We start from the raw sequence: 15,840 nt of genomic DNA, 5'->3' as shown, positions 1-15,840 counted from the left end.
TAGGCCGAGAAGGATTTGAACCTCCGCCCTCACTCTTATCAGGAGTGCGCTCTCACCAGGACTGAGCTATCGGCCCCCGGTGGCCACCGGAATGTGAATGGCCAGGGAATAACTGTTTCAACCCGGCAGAGCCTAAGGACGTCCAGCAAAGTCCACAACGCAAATAGATGTGACCTGCATCACAGGTCATTCATTGTTTCCGGCCGGGCGCCCGGCCGCCTCCGGCGCCGCCGCCGCGAATCGGCAGGCGGGCGGTGGTGCCGCCGCATCGAACGTCAAGTTCCCTTGTGCGGACCGGAGTCGTGCCGGTCCTGGGCCTGGGGATACCGGGGTGCTGGCAGCTTGCGGCCATCGCACCTTCGGGCCACCGCCAGATATTGCGACCACCGCTTCGTGGATGTCAGGTTGTCGGTGGAGACGGCGCGCGACCGAATTCGGTCGGCCTCCCGTCGCGCTCTCACTTGTTCATGTCGGCGTATGCAATCGCTACGACAGGGCTGAAGGACCACACACCTGAAAGGCGTTGTTCGATGATGGCTGACCGGCTCGAATCCCTGACTTCCGAGACCTCCGAGAGTGCCGAGGGTCCCGAGAATCTCGACACCCTCGACCACCTGACTCTGGTCGGTTCACGGGACGCATTGTCCTCCGGATACTGCGACGACGGGACTGCCGACGCGATTACGGGCATCTTCGCGGGCGTGGAGGCAGGAAAGGCGGACGCGACCGAGGCGCTGCAACAGCTTCAGGACCTGCTGGAGCAGATTCGTCACACCCCGGCCGGCGTCGACCGGATATCGCGAATGAACGCATTCGTGCGCACGCTCGGCCGGGCCGACAATCTCGCCGCCTTTCTGGAGCTGATGCGGGCGACGCTGAAGCCCGGACAGCCGTCCAACAGCACCGTGGACCGCTCCCTCGCCAGCCGGGCCCACTGCATCTACGGCTGGTCGGGGCAGACGCTGGTCCTGGCCTCCGAGGTGGACGACCTCGACAGCACGACGGCGCCCGAGACCGGGGTCGAGGAGTTCATGGGGTACCCGCTCGCGGAGTGGCACGCCAGCATCCACATCTGGCAGCCGAACCCCGAGGCGGAGGGCTTCGCGTCGACCAAGCGATTCGAACCGAACATGATCGCCGAGCCGCCCCACTCGCACCCGTTCTCGTTCGTCTCCTACGTCTCCAAGGGCGAGATGCGGCAGTCCGTCTACGAGGAGACCCCCGGAGTCGCCCCGGCCGGATCGACCGACCGCTACGGCGACGTCACCCTTGAGCGGGTGGACGGTGTGTGGCCGCCGCACCCGGAGTACGTGCCCAGCCATCTGCGGACGGCCGAGGAGCGCATCCTGCTGACGCAGGGCGAGAGCTACTTCATGACCACCAACCTGGTGCACGACGTCGAGGTGGACCGGACGGCAGCGGCCGACCGGCCGACCATCACGCTCTTCCTCTGCTCCGAGACCACCCGCATCCCGAAGTCCTACATGATGCCGTCGATGGCGGACTTCCACCGCGACAACCCCGACCTCACGGACCGGGCGGCGCCGCTGGACCCCGAGGAGTGGGACGCCAAGCTGGACGCCACGGCCCGCTACCTGCGCGGGGAGAGCGAACACCTGCGCCTGGGCGAGGTCTTCGAGTGCGGCAGCACGTACGCGTTCATCAACGTGTAGGCCATGTTCCGGGCCGGGTCCGTTCCCGGACGTGTTCCCGGTCGTGTTCCAGAAGTCCCGACCGCCCAGGCCGGGCCCGCGGCGGTCCGCCGTGCGCCCGGCCGACGGTCCGCCTGCGAAGAGAACCCGCACGGTTCGAAGGACTGGTGCCCCTCATGCTTTCCCACCTCCTCCCCTCGGCGCCCCTGACCCGGCGACTGAGCATGCAGGCAGCTCTCTTCGCGCTCGGGCAGGGCAGCTTCCTGGCCGGGAGCGCCTTCTACTTCACGCGCGTCATCGGCCTGAGCGCGGCGGAAGTGGGCCTCGGCCACACCGTCGCGGGCGTAGTGATCTTCCTGGTGGCGGTCCCGCTGGGACGTGCCACGGACCGGCTCGGGCCCCGGAAGATGTGGGCGCTCGGGGCGGGTCTCCAAGGCGCTCTCTACCTCGTCTACCCGTGGGTCCACGGGTTCGGGACGTTCCTGGCGATCCTGGTGGCCATCTACTTCGCCGACGCCGCCGGAAGGGCCGGCCGCGGGGCGTACATGCTGAGCGCCTTCGCCGGTGAGGAGCGCATCAAGTCCCTGGCGTACGTGCGCAGCGCGCTCAACGCCGGGTTCGCCGTCGGGGCGCTCCTGGGCGGAGCCACCCTGGCCGTGGAGAGCACCCGCTTCCTCCACACGATCCCGATGGCGACCGGCACGGTGATGCTGGTGAACGCGGTGCTCATCGCCCGGCTCCCCGGGCTTTCCGTCGTGGCCGCGCCCGCCGAGCGCTCCCCGTCCCGGCTGGGCGCCCTGCGCAACCGAGGTTTCCTCCTGGTGAACGTCGCCCTCGGCGTCCTGAGCACCAACCAGGTACTGCTCAACGTGGTCATCCCGCTGTGGCTGGTGGAGGAGACCGATGCGCCGCGGTGGCTGCTGGCCTGGCTCTTCGCCACCCACACCGTGCTGGTCGTGGTGCTCCAGGTGCGGGCCTCGCGCGTCGCCCGCACGCTGCCCGGCGCGCTGGCGGCGGGACGGCTCAGCGCGGCGTGCACCGCGGCGACCTGCGTCGTGGTGGTGGTGGCCTCCGGCACCTCGGGCTGGACGACGATCGCCCTGATCTGGTGCGGATACATAGTGCTGACCGGCGCCGCGCTGTTCCACGCCGCCGCGGACTGGGGCGTCGTGGCCGAACTCTCCGACCCCGCGCGCCGGGGGGAGTACCAGGGCGTGGTGCGCGTGGGCAACACCCTGGGGACGGTATGGGCTCCCGCCGTCTACACGTTCGTGGCCATGAACTGGGCGGTGGGCGGCTGGCTGGTCATCGGGGTGCTGGCCCTGGGCGCCGCCGCGGCGGCCCGGCCGGCGGCGGGGGCGGCGGAGCGGTACCTGCGGACGCACGCGCTCCCGGAGACCGACCGCGGCGCCGCGGACCCCGCTCACTGACCGCTCGCGCGCACCGGCCGGTCCGTCGTGGGCGTCCGTTCGGCCGCGGACGCCCACCGGAGCCGATGCCCGCGGCCGCCGTGCCGCTACGAGCGGAAGGGCGCGGCCTCCACCCGGGCGGACTCCCGTTCCCAGGACTCCCGGTCGCGCAGATAGCGAGGTGCGTCGGCGGTGATCGACCTGGTCTCGGCTCCGCCATGGGTCAGCCTCCAGCGCACGGAGCCGCTGACCCGATGGGCGCAGAAGGCCATGAACGCCTGTGCGGCCTCGCGCAGTTCACCGAACCAGCGGCCTTCGAGCGCCTCCCGCACCCAGAGCTGCTCCAGGGCCATCTTCTCCCGGACGGTCTCCGCCTCCAGCGCGGCCGTCTCCAGGTGCCGGTAGCTGCGCAGCAGGAGCCAGGCCGCCGGCATCTCCCGGATCTCCAGGACCTTCTCGCCGCCCGCCAGGTGCTCCAGTCCGCTGTACCGGCCGAGGCCGAAGGCCCCCACCCGCCGGTTGAGCTGTTCGATCAGGGTGGGCAGCGGAGCGGCCGAACCGTCGACCGCGACCGGCACCCCGTGCTCGAACCGGACCTCCAGGGACGCTTCCGTCAGGTCGGAACGCCGGCTGCTCCAGCGGTACATGTGCTCCGGAACCACATGGTCCTCGGGGTCGTCGAGGGTGCCCGACTCGAACTCCCTGCACCACAGGTTGGAGTCGCCACTGACGACGCGCTCGCTCATCCGGTCGAGGCCGGCCCGCTTCAGCGCCAGCATCTTCTCGTCCCGGTCGACCGGGTCGAGATCGTACGGGCTGCCGATGACGCCGTCGTAGCCGAGCAGGGTGAGCGCTCCGTTGAGCCTGCGCAGGGTGTTCTGCGAACGGTTGGCGGTGTGCAGGACGGCCGCCGCGCCGAGTTCGCCCGCCAGCTCGGCGGCGTACCGCGCGATCAGGGGCCTGCTGAGTGTGGAGCTGACCGGATGGGTGCCGAGGTAGACGGCCTGGCAGTAGATGGCGGCGCTGACGAACTCGTCCGCGAAGTCCTGCCGCCCGTCCCGGATGTGCAGCCGCACGCCGAGAGCGTCGGCGATCCGCCGTTTGTGCGCGCTGCTCTCGTCCTCACCCAGATCGACACTCAGGGCGTGGATGTTCCGGAAGCCGGCCTCCTTGAGGCGCAGCAGGAGGTAGCTGCTGTCCAGGCCGCCGCTGAAGAGGGTGATGACCGGCGCTCCGCGGTCCGGGCCGCCGTCCGTGATCTGGCGGAACGACCGGACCGTGCGGGCCGGGGCGCGGGGAGGGGTGTACGTGTCGAGGGGCATGGCCAGGCTCCCTAATACTCCGGTTGGAGATCGTGGTCGTCGTGTCGGAGTGACCCGACAGCCTCTGAGGTGCGGCCGCTCGTCGGCGGCGGCCCGGCGAGCGCCGGAGCGGACGGACGGAAGTCCGTCCGTCCGCTCCTGTCCAGCGCCCCGGTCGGGGTCAGTGCGGTCGATCCCCGTTCACCGGCGCACGGCGCTGCCGGCGACCGGGGCCGAGGCGTGCAGGATCGGGAACTCGGTCGGGCGGTTCTTGCGGTAGAGCAGGATCGAGTAGCGGCAGTAGCCGAGGTTCTCGTTGAACAGCGAGTAGAAGTGGTGCAGCCGCCGGCCCGCCGCCTCCTTCAGCTCCTCCGGCAGGCTGTCGTTGCACGGCTGGGCGAGCACGGCGGCGACGTATCCGTCGATCTGCTCCGGGCTCAGGTCCAGGTACTCGTGGTCCTCGGAGAAGAACAGCTCGGCGCCGTCGCGTCCGAACATGTCCTCCCAGTCGTTCCGGCCGAAGCGCGGCAGCGGGGCGCCGATCGCGTGCTCCACCTCCGCCAGGAGGCGGGCCGGGGGACGGCGGTGGTAGAAGATCGGCACGGCGGCCAGGACACCGAAACGCTTCAGCACCCGGTAGTACTCGTCGATGGCGCGCTGCCGGTCCGGTATGAAGGACGTGACGTTGCTGGCGAACAGCAGGTCGAAGTGCTCGCCGGGGAACGCGATGCGGGTGCCGTCGCCGACGGAGAAGTGGGCGTTCTCCAGTCCGAGCGCGGCCGCCTTGGTCCGGGAGAACCGGACGGACGACTCCTCGATGTCGATGCCGCTCACTTCGCAGTCGGCGGAGGCTGCCATCTCCAGTACGGAGAAGCCCGTGTTGCTGCCGACTTCCAGGATGCGGCGGCCCGGTCCCAGCCCGGGTGTCTCCCGCAGCACGGTACGGATGGTCGCGGCCCCGCCCGAACACATGTTGGGCTCGTTCACCAGGCCGACGGTCTGCGAGAAGTTGAGCTGCCGCACGTCGTCCGGGGTCAGCTGCCGGTTCGGGGCGGTGGTGGTCATGAGAGCTCCTGTGGGAGAAGAGGAACGGGCGGTGGCAGGGGGAGCGGGGGAGCGGTGCGGCCGGAGCGGCTTGTGCGCATCAGGGCACGATGGTGTGACCGTTGCGACGCGGCAGCAGCTGCATGTCGCGGATGTCCTCGTGGTCGAGCAGCCACATCAGGAACCGTTCGATGCCGAGCCCGAAGCCCGACGTGCGGACCGGCTGGTACTCCCGCATGTCCAGGTACCAGGCGTACGCCTCCTCGCCGACCTCGTGCATGTCCAGCGCGACGCGCACCTCGTCGGCGGTGACGTGGCGCTCGCCCCCGCCGACGATCTCGCCCATGCCGAACAGCAGGTCCGCGTTGAGAGCGGTGCGGCCCTCGGCATCACCGAAGCCCTGGTAGAAGGGCACGGCCAGGTGGTCCCAGTGGCTCACCCAGAGGAATTCCCCCAGCTTGTCCATGAGCAGCCGCTCGCCCTCGCGGGTCAGCGTGCGCCAGCCGCCCTCGTCCTCGATGCCGGTCGTGCCGAGCAGCTCGGCGGCCTCGTCGAAGGTGACGCGCCTGAACGGGTTGCCAGAGGCGAGGAGTTCCAGCTTCGCGACGCCGCCGCCGCACTCGCGGATGGCATCGGCGTCGCGCTCCAGGATTCCCGCCGCGAGATGGGCCAGGTACGCCTCGACCGTCGTCATCATGTCGTCGAGCCCGCCGACGATCTCGGCCTCGCTGTGGAAGAACTGGCAGAGGTGGGTGGAGTCGGCGTCCTCACCGCGGAAGGACGGCATGATGTAGTACGTTCCCGCGCCGGTGAGGCGACAGCCGAACTCGAGCATGAACTGCATGGAGTCCGCGAGGTAGGTGGGCGCGCCCATCAGGTCGACATTCACCGGCAGCGAGTCGCTGCCCCGGCCCATCGGACTGGAGATCGATCCGGTGGTGACCGGCATGTGCAGGGTCCGGCCGCCGCGTGCGCGCCAGAAGTCGACGGTCAGCTCACTGACGCTGTTCTGCAGCCGGGCCACCGTCCGGTACCACGGGTTGCGCAGCACCTCGAGGTGGTAGCCGTCGGTGTTCTTCCATATCTGGGACGGGCTGGCGGTCATGTGGCAACTCCTGAAGTCATGTCCTGGGATGTGGGGGAGCGGGTGGTGACCGGCGCCGGAAACCGGCGGCCGGCCCTTCGTGACGTCCGTCGTCGAGGCCGGTCGTCCCGGTCAGTCGTCCGTGACGTCGAAGCGCACGACGCGTCGCACCTCGTCCGCGACGGCGCGCAGCCCGGCGACATCGGCTGCGGTGAAGACGGCCTGGGCGAAGAAGTTCTCCGCGTCGAGGGACTCCACCCGGTAGCCGTCGACGACATAGCCGTCGAACACGCCTGGTACCGCGAGCAGTTCGTCCCGGTCGGCACGGGCCGACACACGTCCCACGGCTCTGGCGTCGACCGGCACGCTGCCGACCAGGTCCCGGCCCTGCGCCGGGCCCTGTGGCCCGTCCGCGGGGAGCTCCCACCCCTCGGGCAGCGCCATCCGGACCAGGGCCGACACGGGGTCGATCCCCGTGAGGTGGCGGATCGCGGGAACGTGCGTGCCGCCACCGGGCCGCGGGTTGATCTCGACCAGTTCGGCGGTGCCGTCCGGCAGCGCGCGTCCCTCGACGTGCAGCCAGCCGGAGGTGAAGCCGATGTGCCGGCACATCTCGCTCACGGCCCCGGTCAGCCGCTGTGCTCCCGACACCACCACCGGATCCTGCGGCGGGGAGACCGACAGCCCGGCGTCGTGCAGCAACTCCTCGTCGTGTTCGGTCTTCTCGAAGACGACCAGCCCGTGGAACCGGCCGTCGGTCACCGGGCCGTCGACGGAGAACTCCGGCCCGTCGATGAACTGCTCGACGATCACCTCGGTCCCGGGTCCGAGCGCGTCGCCGATGGCGGCCAGGTGCGCCCGCAGGCTCGCGGCGTCGCGTACCAGGCGCACGTGCCGGGAGGCGCCGCTCTGGCGGGACGGTTTGGCCACCGCCGGAAAGAAGTCGACCGCTGCCGGGTCGAGTGCGGCGGCGCTGCCCGCCAGCCACGGCAGCTTGCTCAGGCCGGCGGCCGCCATGGCCTGGCGCAGCTCCGCCTTGGAGAGCAGCACCTCGCGGCTGGCCTCCCCGCCGGGGAGGCCGAAGTGCCGGGAGAGGCGGACCTGCCAGGGGATCAGCGCCTCCATCATGTTGACCACCGCGACGGGCCGTACGCCGGCCGCGGTCAGGGCGGCCTCCAGCCGGCCCAGCTCCGCGTCCGGGTCCGCCGCGTCCCAGTCGATGAGGAGGTGGGCGGCACAGGCATCACGGTTGCGGTCGTCGGCGAGCGCCGACACCAGCACCGGCCGGTATCCCTCGGCGCGCAGCGCTTCGGCCGCGAGCCGTACCCCGCCGGTGTTCCACTGGGAGAGGATCAGGGCGTCGCGCCCGGCCGGAACGTCCTGTTCAGTCACGGGGCTTCTCCTCGTCGCTCCCGGCGGTCTCCCCGTCCTCGGCCGCGGTCTCGACCCGGAACCGCGTGACCAGGTCGTGCCGTACCTCCTCGTACGCCTCGGCGGTGTCCGCGCCGATGACGAGGATCAGGCACCACTCCGAGGGGTGCGCGAGAGCCACCCGGCTGCCGGGTTCGCGGAACTTCAGGTACTCCAGCACCCCGGGATGGGCTGCCAGTTCGGCCTCGTCGGGCATGGAGGTGATGACGCCGGGCCGGGAGGCGGTGAGGTGGATGGCGCCGATGTGGGGGCGGCGGGGGGCGGCCGGCGGGGTCTCGTCGGTGACGACGACCCGCGCGAAGTCGGCCCAGATGTCGCGGCCCAGATAGGCGCTGAGCATGGGCGGCATCATGCCGCCGCCGACGCGCGTGGCGATCTCGGAGAAGACGATCTCGCCGTCCGGGCGGACGAAGACTTCGAGGTGGGTGGCGCCGTGCTCGATGCCGAGTCCCCGGTTGATCCCGTCGTGCAACGCGCGCATCCTGCGGTAGAGCTCGGGCTCGTCCGCCTCGTTGATGACGCGGGCACCGTCGAGCCCGTTGTCGTCGCGCCGGGCCTCTGCCGTGACGGCGATGCGCGGTTCCCGGTACGCGTGCACGAGGAAGCTCACGGCCCGGCCGCCGGCCCAGAAGGCGTCGACGCAGATCTCGTCGCCGGGAACGAACTCCTCGACCATCAACTGCTTGGAACGCAGATATGTTTCGAAACGGAATTCGGCCAGGATCTTTTCCAGGTCTTCCGGCCGGTCCACGCGAACAGTACTCATGGTGCCGAATCCCGATACCGGCTTGACGACCACGGGGAACCGGAGTTCAGCCGCCGCCCGTTCGGCGCCGGCGTGGTCGTCGGGGCCGGCCAGGGAGCTGAAGCGGGTGGTGGGCACGCCGGCCGCGCGGACTCGTTCCTTCATCAGCCGCTTGTCGCGATAGGCCGTGTGCTTGCGGGCATCCCCGTCGCCGTCGAGCAGCAGCTGAAGATAGCCGGCGCCGAACTGGCTGAACTCGGTGTGACTGACGATCCGGTCGATACGGGGGCGGTAGAGCGAGAGATCGATGGCGACGGCCGCGATCTCCTCGATCGAGTCGAAGCTGCTCACCCGGTAGACCTGACGGGCCCGGCCGAGCAGCTCGGGGTCCGGGTCCATGTGGTCGACATCGAAGTCGTCCAGTACGACGTACACCTCGGGTGTCAGCGCCAGCAGCTCCGTCAGGAGTGTCGGGTGCCACTTGCAGAGCACGATCGCCTTGGCATTCTCAGTGGTCACGGTTCCTCGTTTCATGGTCGGCCGTGAGTGGTGCGCGGCCTGCTGATCAGTCCCAGCCCCAGCTGTCGGAGCCCGGCCCGGTGGCGGCCGTTCCGTCCGGCTGGTCCCCGGCCGCGGCCGTTCCGGCGATCCCGCCGACGAGGGCACACGTCATCGCGACAAGGAGAAACAAACGCCTCATGACATTCCCGTCCGAATTCTTCTGGATGCTGAAAGGATAGAAAGGCGCGGATTCACACAGGGTGAAAATTCGGCACGCAGACGTCCGTAAATTCCTTGCGCATGAGCCCCCGTCGTTCTTCTGCTGTTTATCAACCTGGCATTCGGTGGGCGGCGGCACAAGTTTGCTCTTCGACATCAAGTTGCACTGGCCGCAAGTGGCCAGGTGGGCAAGATCGGGATAAGCGGGCCCGCGTGGCGAATGTCCCGGGGCTCAATGCGCAAAGAGGCATGTTGCTGCCAAGGCATGAATGTGCCAATGCGGGACGGTCCGGGTTCCGTCGAGGAATGAGACTCTCCGGATATGTATGCCATTCATCTTGAGACCGAATCGAGCCGGGTCGATCTGGACGAACTGGCCGACGCGGTGTCACACGTGTCGCTCTGCCGCGTCGAGCACGTCTACGCGGCGCGGCCGCCGCACACGCGGCAGCTGGGCGTGATCTTCGTCCTGGCCGCTTCGGGCGCGGCGGCCGGCGACGGTGTACTGGAGGCCGTTCGGCATCTGCTGAAGGAGGACGGCCGCCCGGACCGCGCGGAATTCCGGCCTCCGGACATCGCCAGGAGGGAGGGGCTGTGCCACGGAGTGGTCCGGATCATCCGGGTCGGCGCCCCGGATCCCGTCAGGTCGGCCAAGGGCGCCCTGGCACAGGCGAGGTGGGGCGGGCCATGACGGACAAGCGGCCGCCCGGTCAGTCCTACGCGGTCACAGCCACCCGGCGCGGGCCGCGAGGATACCGGCCTCGAAGCGGCTGCGCGCCCCGAGCTTGGCCGAGACGCTCGCCATCATGCGGCGCGTGGTGCGCAGCGACAGTCCCATCTTGCGTGAGACGACCTCATCGGTCTGCCCCTGGGCGAGCAACTGGAGCAGGGCCATCTCCTGCGACGTGGGCGCGTCGGACGCGGGCGGGTGCGGGGCACCCAACGGCGTCGCCCGTTCCCACAGAAGGTGGAACAGCGCCACCAGCGCGGTGACCACGCCCGGCGCCTGCATGACGACGGCGCCGGCCCGGCTGTTCTCCGGATCGATCGGTACGAGTGCCACCGCCTCGTCGGCGATGAGCATGCGCAGCGGCAGGGACGGCAAGGTCCGTGTCTCGCCGCCGAGTTCGGAGAGCCAGTGCGCGTACTGGATCGTGGCCCGGTCATTGCGCACGCTGTCGAGGTAGATCGTCCGCACGGCCACGCCCGCCGCCAGGCTCGCCTCGTCGAGCGGCCGGCTGGCCTGCAGGGCTTCCTCGCTCTGGGCGCCGCCGGGCATGAACGCCAGCAGCTCGCCGGTGGCGTTCCGGGCCAGTTCGGTGAGGCGGGCGCGTACCTCGTCGATGCCTTCGAGCCGCTCCAGACCGAGGCTGCTGTGGTGGGCCCGCCCGGAGGCATGGGCGGCGGCGAGCCGTGCCGTGGCGGCGCGGACCGACGCCAGCTCCACCTGCTGGCTGTGGATCTGCCGCTCGCGCTGATGGATGTAACTGGCCAGGCTGACCTCGGGATCGATCACCACCGCGTTCTTCGTCTCCTTGGACGGCAGCAGCATCGACAGCTCGGCGAGCCTGTCCATCTTCTCCAGGACGTCCGGCTTCGGGACCCGGAGGTGTCGCGCGATCTCGGCGACGTCCCAGCCGGGCCGGGTGATCACCAGGCGGTAGACCTCGATGCAGAGTTCGTCCTGCCCGATGAGCGTCGCCAGTACGGAGTTCTCCCTGCTGGGCAGCCCTTCTCCCCCGGAACCACTCATTCCTCATCCCCCATGAGTCAAAGCTGCCGGGGATCGCTCCACGTGAGCCGAACGAGGCCGTATGCCCCGCGCGCCCCCCGGCACAACACCACCCGGTCGCCGGGTACCTGTCGGTGCTCACGACTGGTCCGTCCCGCCGGGACCAACCGCTCGGCGGCGCCATCCGCACGGACGGCCAGTGACCGCAACCTATCCGGATTCCGAGAGGGTGACCAGGGAGGACAGAGATGTTAGAACGCTCTTTGCGACCCGACCACTTCTCCCGCCAGAGGCCTGCGACCCGGCCGTCCCCTCCGTCCGGGGCCGCCGCGGGCGAAGGCGCCGGGGCGGGCCGGGGTCTCGGCTACCGTTGATGCCCAACAGCGCCCGGAAGGAGCCACGTTGACCCGGGTCGTGATGATCGGTGGAGGGATCGGCGGACTGGCCGCCGCGCTGTTCCTGGCGCGTCGGGGGCATTCGGTCACCGTGCTGGAGCGGGACGGCCGACGGCCGGGGCCCGATCTCGACGCGGACTTCTTCGGCCGGCGCCGTCCCGGGGTGCCGCAGGCGAACCAGCCGCACGGGCTGCTGGCCCCGGTCCGTACCGTCCTGCGGGCCGAGGCCCCGGACGTGTACGACGCGATGCTGCGCATGGGGGCCGTGGAACGCAACGAGCTGGAGTGGTTCGCCGAGCCGCCGCCCGCCCGGCCCGGTGACGAGGACCTGGTCACGGTCCAGACCCGCCGCATCGTCCTCGAAACCGCCCTGCACGACGCGGTGCACCGCGAGCCGGGGATCGACATGCGCCTCGGGGAGCCCGCGGAAGGACTCGCCCTCGACCGGCACGGCGAGGTCCCACGGGCCACGGCGGTGCGGTCCGCGGTGGGGCGGTACGACGCGGATCTGGTCGTCGACGCCGGCGGGCGCCGCTCCCCGGTGACGGGCTGGCTGTCCGGGGCGGGCTGCCGGGACGCGGTCGTGGAGCACCACCGCACCGGGATCGCGTACGTCTGCCGCTGGTACCGGCTGCGCCCGGACGGGCCGCGGAACCCGGGGCGGGTCAAGGCGGGTTCGGTGGCGGCCTTCGCGGTCGGCGGGGTCTTCCCGTCCGACAACGGCACCCTCGCGGTGTCCCTGACCGTGTCCGCCGCCGATCCCACCCGGGGCGCGCTCCGGGACCCCGCGGTCTTCGAACGGGTCGCCCGGACGTTTCCCGCTGTCGCGGCGTGGCTGGAGCTGCGGCCCGAGGCGGTCTCCGGGGTGCTCGCGATGGGGGGCCTGGACAACCGCTGGACCGGGCTCGCGGACGCGGCCGGGCCCGTGGTCACCGGGCTGGTCGGGATCGGGGACGCGCTCACGCACACCAACCCCACCATGGGGCAGGGGGTGGCGCTGGCCCTCCGCGCGGCCCAGTGGGTGGCCCGGCGGGCCGGCACCGCCGGGGACGACCCCGCGTCGTTCGCCCGGGAGTACCACCGCTGGACCGGGCGGGCGCTGCGCCCGTGGTTCGACACCCAGGTCGCCATGGACCGGGCCAACGAGGCCAGGCTCAGCAACCCCGCGCAGGCCCCGGCGCGGCCGCCGACCGCCGAGGCCCGCGAGAGGGCCGCCCTGTCCGCCTGCTCCTGGGACGACCCGGTGGTCATGCGGGCGCGGTCCCGGATCCGTCATCTCGTCCTGCCCGCCGAGCAGGCGTACGGCACCGAGGAGGTTCGCGCCCGCCTGGCGTGCTGGCTGGCCGACCGCCCGGACTTCACACCCGGATTCGACGGCCCCACCCGGCAGGAGTGGGAGTCGGCCGTGCGGCACACGGAGGTCAGACGAGGAGCTTCGTCTTCGCCTGCCGGTACTCCTCCTCCGTGATCGCGCCCTTGTCCTTGAGGTCGGCGAGTCTCGTCAGGTCCTCGACGTGGTTGCTCCTCGTCGCACCGCCCGGGGCATCCGTGCCCGCCGCGTTCCGCACGTACGCCTTGAACGCCGCGTCCCGTTCCCTGGCGTCCTTCGCGTCGCGCGTCCCCATGGACCTGCCGCGGACGATCACGTAGATCAGGACGCCCAGGTACGGCAGCACCAGGGTCAGGATCAGCCAGCCGGCCTTGGCCAGTCCGCCCAGGTCGTCGCTGCGGAAGATGTCCATGATGACGCGGAAGAGAAGGAACATCCACATGACCCAGAGGAAGAACCAGAGCATGGTCCAGAAGAGGTTGAGCAGCGGGTAGTCGTCCATCGTCCACTCCAGGGAGCCGCGTCGAATGGGTGAATACGAAATAATTCATACCACCGCATTTCGCCCCTCGCCCGGTGGGCTCCACGAGCGGTGCCGGCCGGGGCGCGGGGAGTACCGTGGACGTGTCGAGGGAGGTGTGAGCCTCCGGGAGGCGGTGCGCCTCGTGGCTGTGATGACGTGTCCGTACGAGGACCTGCGGCGGTGCGCGCGTGCGCGCGGCAGATGAGTCCGGCCGGAGCCCGGTCGGGGCTGTCGGGCGGGTGACCGTGCCGATTCCGCCCGACGGGGCGGGCGAGGTGCTGGTGGCCGTACGGGGCGGTTCCGAGGCCTACACGGCGTGGTCGGCCGCGTCGATCGGCAGGGACGTACGTGTCGTGGTCGTCGACCAGGTCTCGGCACGCACGGTGGTGGTGGAGCCCTTGCCGTCCTGAGCTGTGAAGTGGCGTGACCCGCGAGGTGGCGTCCTACATCTGACAGGAGTCCGCTCATGTTGTTCTGGCATGTTCCCGCCCCCAACGAGGCGATGCTCATATCGGGTTCGAAACGGCAGACGCAGGACACGCAGTTCCGGATCGTCACCGGCCACGGAAGCTTCGTCCTCCCCATCAAGCAGAAGGCGCGGATGCTGTCCCTCTCGCTCCGGGAGGCGGAGATCACCGAGGACTGCGTCACCCAGCAGGGCATCCGCCTCACGGTCCGGGCCGTCTCCGTCTTCAAGGTCGGCGACGACGCCGTGTCCATCGCCAACGCCGCGCGGCGCTTCCTGTCCGAGCAGAACCAGATGGAGGAGCTCGTCGGCCGGATCTTCGCCGGACACCTGCGGTCCATCGTGGGCGGACTGACCGTGGAGCAGATCATCCGGGAACGCAGCCGGGTCTCCCAGGAGGTCATCGCCGGCAGCCACGGTGAGATGGAGAAGCTCGGCATCGTGGTGGACGCCCTCCAGATCCAGGAGATCGACGACGCCACCGGGTACATCGAGAACCTGGCCGCCCCGCACGCCGCCGCGGTCGCCGGCCAGGCCCGGATCGCCCGCGCGAAGGCCGATCAGGAGGCCGCCGAACGCGAGCAGCAGGCCTCCGCGCTCAAGGCCGAGTACGAACGGGACACCGCGATCAAGCGGGCCGGATTCCTCGCAGAGACGGAGCAGTACAACGCCCGTGCCGCCCAGGCCGGGCCGCTCGCGCAGGCCAGGGCGTCGCACGAGGTCATCGACGAGCAGACCGCACTGGCCCAGCGTCAGGCGGGGCTGGCCGCCCAGCGGCTGGAGGCGGAGGTCGGGCGCCCGGCGGACGCCGAGGCCTACCGGCAGCGCACCCTGGCCGAGGCCGCTCGTGACCAGGTGAAGTTCGAGGCGGACGGAAGCGCGTACGCCGAACGGACCCTCGCCCAGGCCCAGGCGGACGCCAACACGGCCCGCGCGGTCTCGCTGCGGGAGGGCAACCAGGAACTCATCGCGGCCAACCGGATCGTGGAGAACCTGCCGGCGCTGGCCGACGCGGCCGCCCGCGGGATGTCGGGAGCCAGCCTCACCGTCCTCAACGGCACCGACGGTGTCAACGAGGTGGCGGCGGGCGTCGTCGGCCAGGGGCTGGCGATCCTTCAGTCGCTCCAGCGCGGCACGGACACGGGCGCGCCCGAGGACCACGACATGCGCGACCGGAACCAGGATCAGGGCTCGGACCGGGACCGGACGCCCCGGATCGCCGACGCGGAATGACCTGGCGGCCGGTTCCGGTCCCGGCTCTGCTGGGGGCTACGGCTACGGCTCCGGTACGGCGACGGGGGTCGCGGCCGCTGTCGCCGCCGCCTCCGCGCGCGCGGCCGACGTGACCTTCCGGTGGTGCGCGAGGATCCCTATGAAGCCCGCGAGGAACCCGCTGAACAGGCCGGACGCGGCGTGGTTGACCGCGTTGACCGCTTCGCTGTCCGGCATTCCGAAGATCGCGTAATTGACTCCCGCACTCATCACCGCCCCGATCGCTCCACCGATCACGCCACTGATGACGGCGCCGCGCAGCGGTGGGGCCACAGCGGCCGCGGGGACGGGGGCGGGAGTGAGCGGTGCGGTCATCGGCGGAGGCCCTCCAGACAGGCGGCGATGAGAGACCGGGAGCGGCTTGCGGGGCACGGTGAAGCGGGCGGCCCAGGGTCTGCTCGCACGGGCAGCCCACCGGTCCGGGGGATGCAGCAGATACCTTGCGGCAGAACACGTGTTCCTCGCAACACCTTCTCAATTTCAGCACTTTGGCGTTCTTGGCGCGGTCCGTTGGCAGGACGGTCGAGGGCGGGGAGCGGCGAGCGAGTGGGAGGGGGTGAGGGGAGGGCGTGGGTGAGGCGGACGGGGAGCAGGGGGGGCGTGCGCGGGGTGGTCATGAGTGCGTCGAACATGCCGTAGAGTTGTGTTTACCGACGCGGGGTGGAGCAGCTCGGTAGCTCGCTGGGCTCATAACCCAGAGGTCGCAGGTTCAAATCCTGTCCCCGCTACTGAAGAA

The 15,840-nt window shown here is 70.5% G+C and carries 14 protein-coding genes and 2 tRNA genes; 7 read left to right on the top strand and 9 right to left on the bottom strand.

Features of this window, described 5'->3' with window-relative positions:
- Positions 1-76, bottom strand: a tRNA-Ile gene (locus tag ACIO3R_RS31450).
- Between the two features lie 454 nt (positions 77-530).
- Between ACIO3R_RS31450 and ACIO3R_RS31445 the strand changes: the two genes are divergently transcribed.
- Both ACIO3R_RS31445 and ACIO3R_RS31440 read left to right on the top strand, forming a co-directional pair.
- The gene (locus tag ACIO3R_RS31445) at positions 531-1,673 is read left to right on the top strand and encodes a hypothetical protein (RefSeq protein WP_385032661.1); all 1,143 of its coding nucleotides are present in this window, start codon (positions 531-533) and stop codon (positions 1,671-1,673) included.
- Positions 1,674-1,828: 155 nt separating this feature from the next.
- The gene (locus ACIO3R_RS31440; RefSeq protein ID WP_385032658.1) at positions 1,829-3,082 is read left to right on the top strand and encodes an MFS transporter; all 1,254 of its coding nucleotides are present in this window, start codon (positions 1,829-1,831) and stop codon (positions 3,080-3,082) included.
- 86 nt (positions 3,083-3,168) lie between these two features.
- On the opposite strand, the gene ACIO3R_RS31435 is transcribed toward ACIO3R_RS31440, so the two are convergent.
- From ACIO3R_RS31435 to ACIO3R_RS31415, 5 genes are all read right to left on the bottom strand, one after another.
- On the bottom strand, positions 3,169-4,383 hold the full coding sequence (locus ACIO3R_RS31435; protein WP_402110390.1) for an argininosuccinate synthase-related protein: 1,215 nt from the start codon (positions 4,381-4,383) through the stop codon (positions 3,169-3,171).
- Between the two features lie 180 nt (positions 4,384-4,563).
- A complete protein-coding gene (locus ACIO3R_RS31430; protein ID WP_385032652.1) occupies positions 4,564-5,427 on the bottom strand; it encodes a class I SAM-dependent methyltransferase in 864 nt (287 codons plus the stop codon).
- A gap of 79 nt (positions 5,428-5,506) precedes the next feature.
- On the bottom strand, positions 5,507-6,511 hold the full coding sequence (locus ACIO3R_RS31425; RefSeq protein WP_385032649.1) for an asparagine synthetase A: 1,005 nt from the start codon (positions 6,509-6,511) through the stop codon (positions 5,507-5,509).
- Between the two features lie 111 nt (positions 6,512-6,622).
- A complete protein-coding gene (locus tag ACIO3R_RS31420; protein WP_402110388.1) occupies positions 6,623-7,882 on the bottom strand; it encodes an acetyl-CoA carboxylase biotin carboxylase subunit family protein in 1,260 nt (419 codons plus the stop codon).
- Positions 7,875-9,185 (bottom strand): ATP-grasp domain-containing protein, encoded by a 1,311-nt coding sequence (locus ACIO3R_RS31415; protein ID WP_402110386.1) that lies wholly within the window; start codon positions 9,183-9,185, stop codon positions 7,875-7,877. Before ACIO3R_RS31415 ends, ACIO3R_RS31420 begins: the two co-directional genes overlap by 8 nt.
- A 523-nt stretch (positions 9,186-9,708) precedes the next feature.
- Between ACIO3R_RS31415 and ACIO3R_RS31410 the strand changes: the two genes are divergently transcribed.
- On the top strand, positions 9,709-10,077 hold the full coding sequence (locus ACIO3R_RS31410) for a hypothetical protein (protein ID WP_385032640.1): 369 nt from the start codon (positions 9,709-9,711) through the stop codon (positions 10,075-10,077).
- A gap of 33 nt (positions 10,078-10,110) precedes the next feature.
- On the opposite strand, the gene ACIO3R_RS31405 is transcribed toward ACIO3R_RS31410, so the two are convergent.
- The gene (locus tag ACIO3R_RS31405) at positions 10,111-11,139 is read right to left on the bottom strand and encodes a LuxR C-terminal-related transcriptional regulator (RefSeq protein ID WP_402110384.1); all 1,029 of its coding nucleotides are present in this window, start codon (positions 11,137-11,139) and stop codon (positions 10,111-10,113) included.
- 381 nt (positions 11,140-11,520) lie between these two features.
- Here ACIO3R_RS31405 and ACIO3R_RS31400 point away from each other — a divergent pair, with 381 nt between their 5' ends.
- Positions 11,521-12,981 carry an NAD(P)/FAD-dependent oxidoreductase gene (locus ACIO3R_RS31400; RefSeq protein WP_402110382.1) on the top strand — a complete coding sequence of 487 codons (1,461 nt, stop codon included), beginning with the start codon at positions 11,521-11,523 and terminating at the stop codon, positions 12,979-12,981.
- Here the strand turns inward: ACIO3R_RS31400 and ACIO3R_RS31395 are convergent.
- Positions 12,935-13,345 (bottom strand): SHOCT domain-containing protein, encoded by a 411-nt coding sequence (locus ACIO3R_RS31395; RefSeq protein WP_385348115.1) that lies wholly within the window; start codon positions 13,343-13,345, stop codon positions 12,935-12,937. The genes ACIO3R_RS31400 and ACIO3R_RS31395 overlap by 47 nt on opposite strands.
- A 209-nt stretch (positions 13,346-13,554) precedes the next feature.
- Between ACIO3R_RS31395 and ACIO3R_RS31390 the strand changes: the two genes are divergently transcribed.
- Together ACIO3R_RS31390 and ACIO3R_RS31385 are read left to right on the top strand one after the other, a co-directional pair.
- Positions 13,555-13,776, top strand: a complete 222-nt coding sequence (locus tag ACIO3R_RS31390) for a hypothetical protein (protein WP_363031136.1) — start codon at positions 13,555-13,557, stop codon at positions 13,774-13,776.
- A 56-nt stretch (positions 13,777-13,832) separates the two neighbouring features.
- A complete protein-coding gene (locus ACIO3R_RS31385) occupies positions 13,833-15,065 on the top strand; it encodes an SPFH domain-containing protein (RefSeq protein WP_385032628.1) in 1,233 nt (410 codons plus the stop codon).
- A 42-nt stretch (positions 15,066-15,107) separates the two neighbouring features.
- On the opposite strand, the gene ACIO3R_RS31380 is transcribed toward ACIO3R_RS31385, so the two are convergent.
- Positions 15,108-15,419: a hypothetical protein gene (locus ACIO3R_RS31380; RefSeq protein WP_402110380.1), complete on the bottom strand. Its 312-nt coding sequence runs from the start codon at positions 15,417-15,419 to the stop codon at positions 15,108-15,110.
- Between the two features lie 339 nt (positions 15,420-15,758).
- Here ACIO3R_RS31380 and ACIO3R_RS31375 point away from each other — a divergent pair.
- Positions 15,759-15,832: transfer RNA gene (locus ACIO3R_RS31375), tRNA-Met, on the top strand.
- Positions 15,833-15,840 lie beyond the last annotated feature (8 nt).

The organism is Streptomyces sp. NPDC087428 (assembly GCF_044744085.1).
Classification (GTDB): domain Bacteria; phylum Actinomycetota; class Actinomycetes; order Streptomycetales; family Streptomycetaceae; genus Streptomyces.
This window is presented reverse-complemented; position numbering and strand designations above follow the sequence as displayed.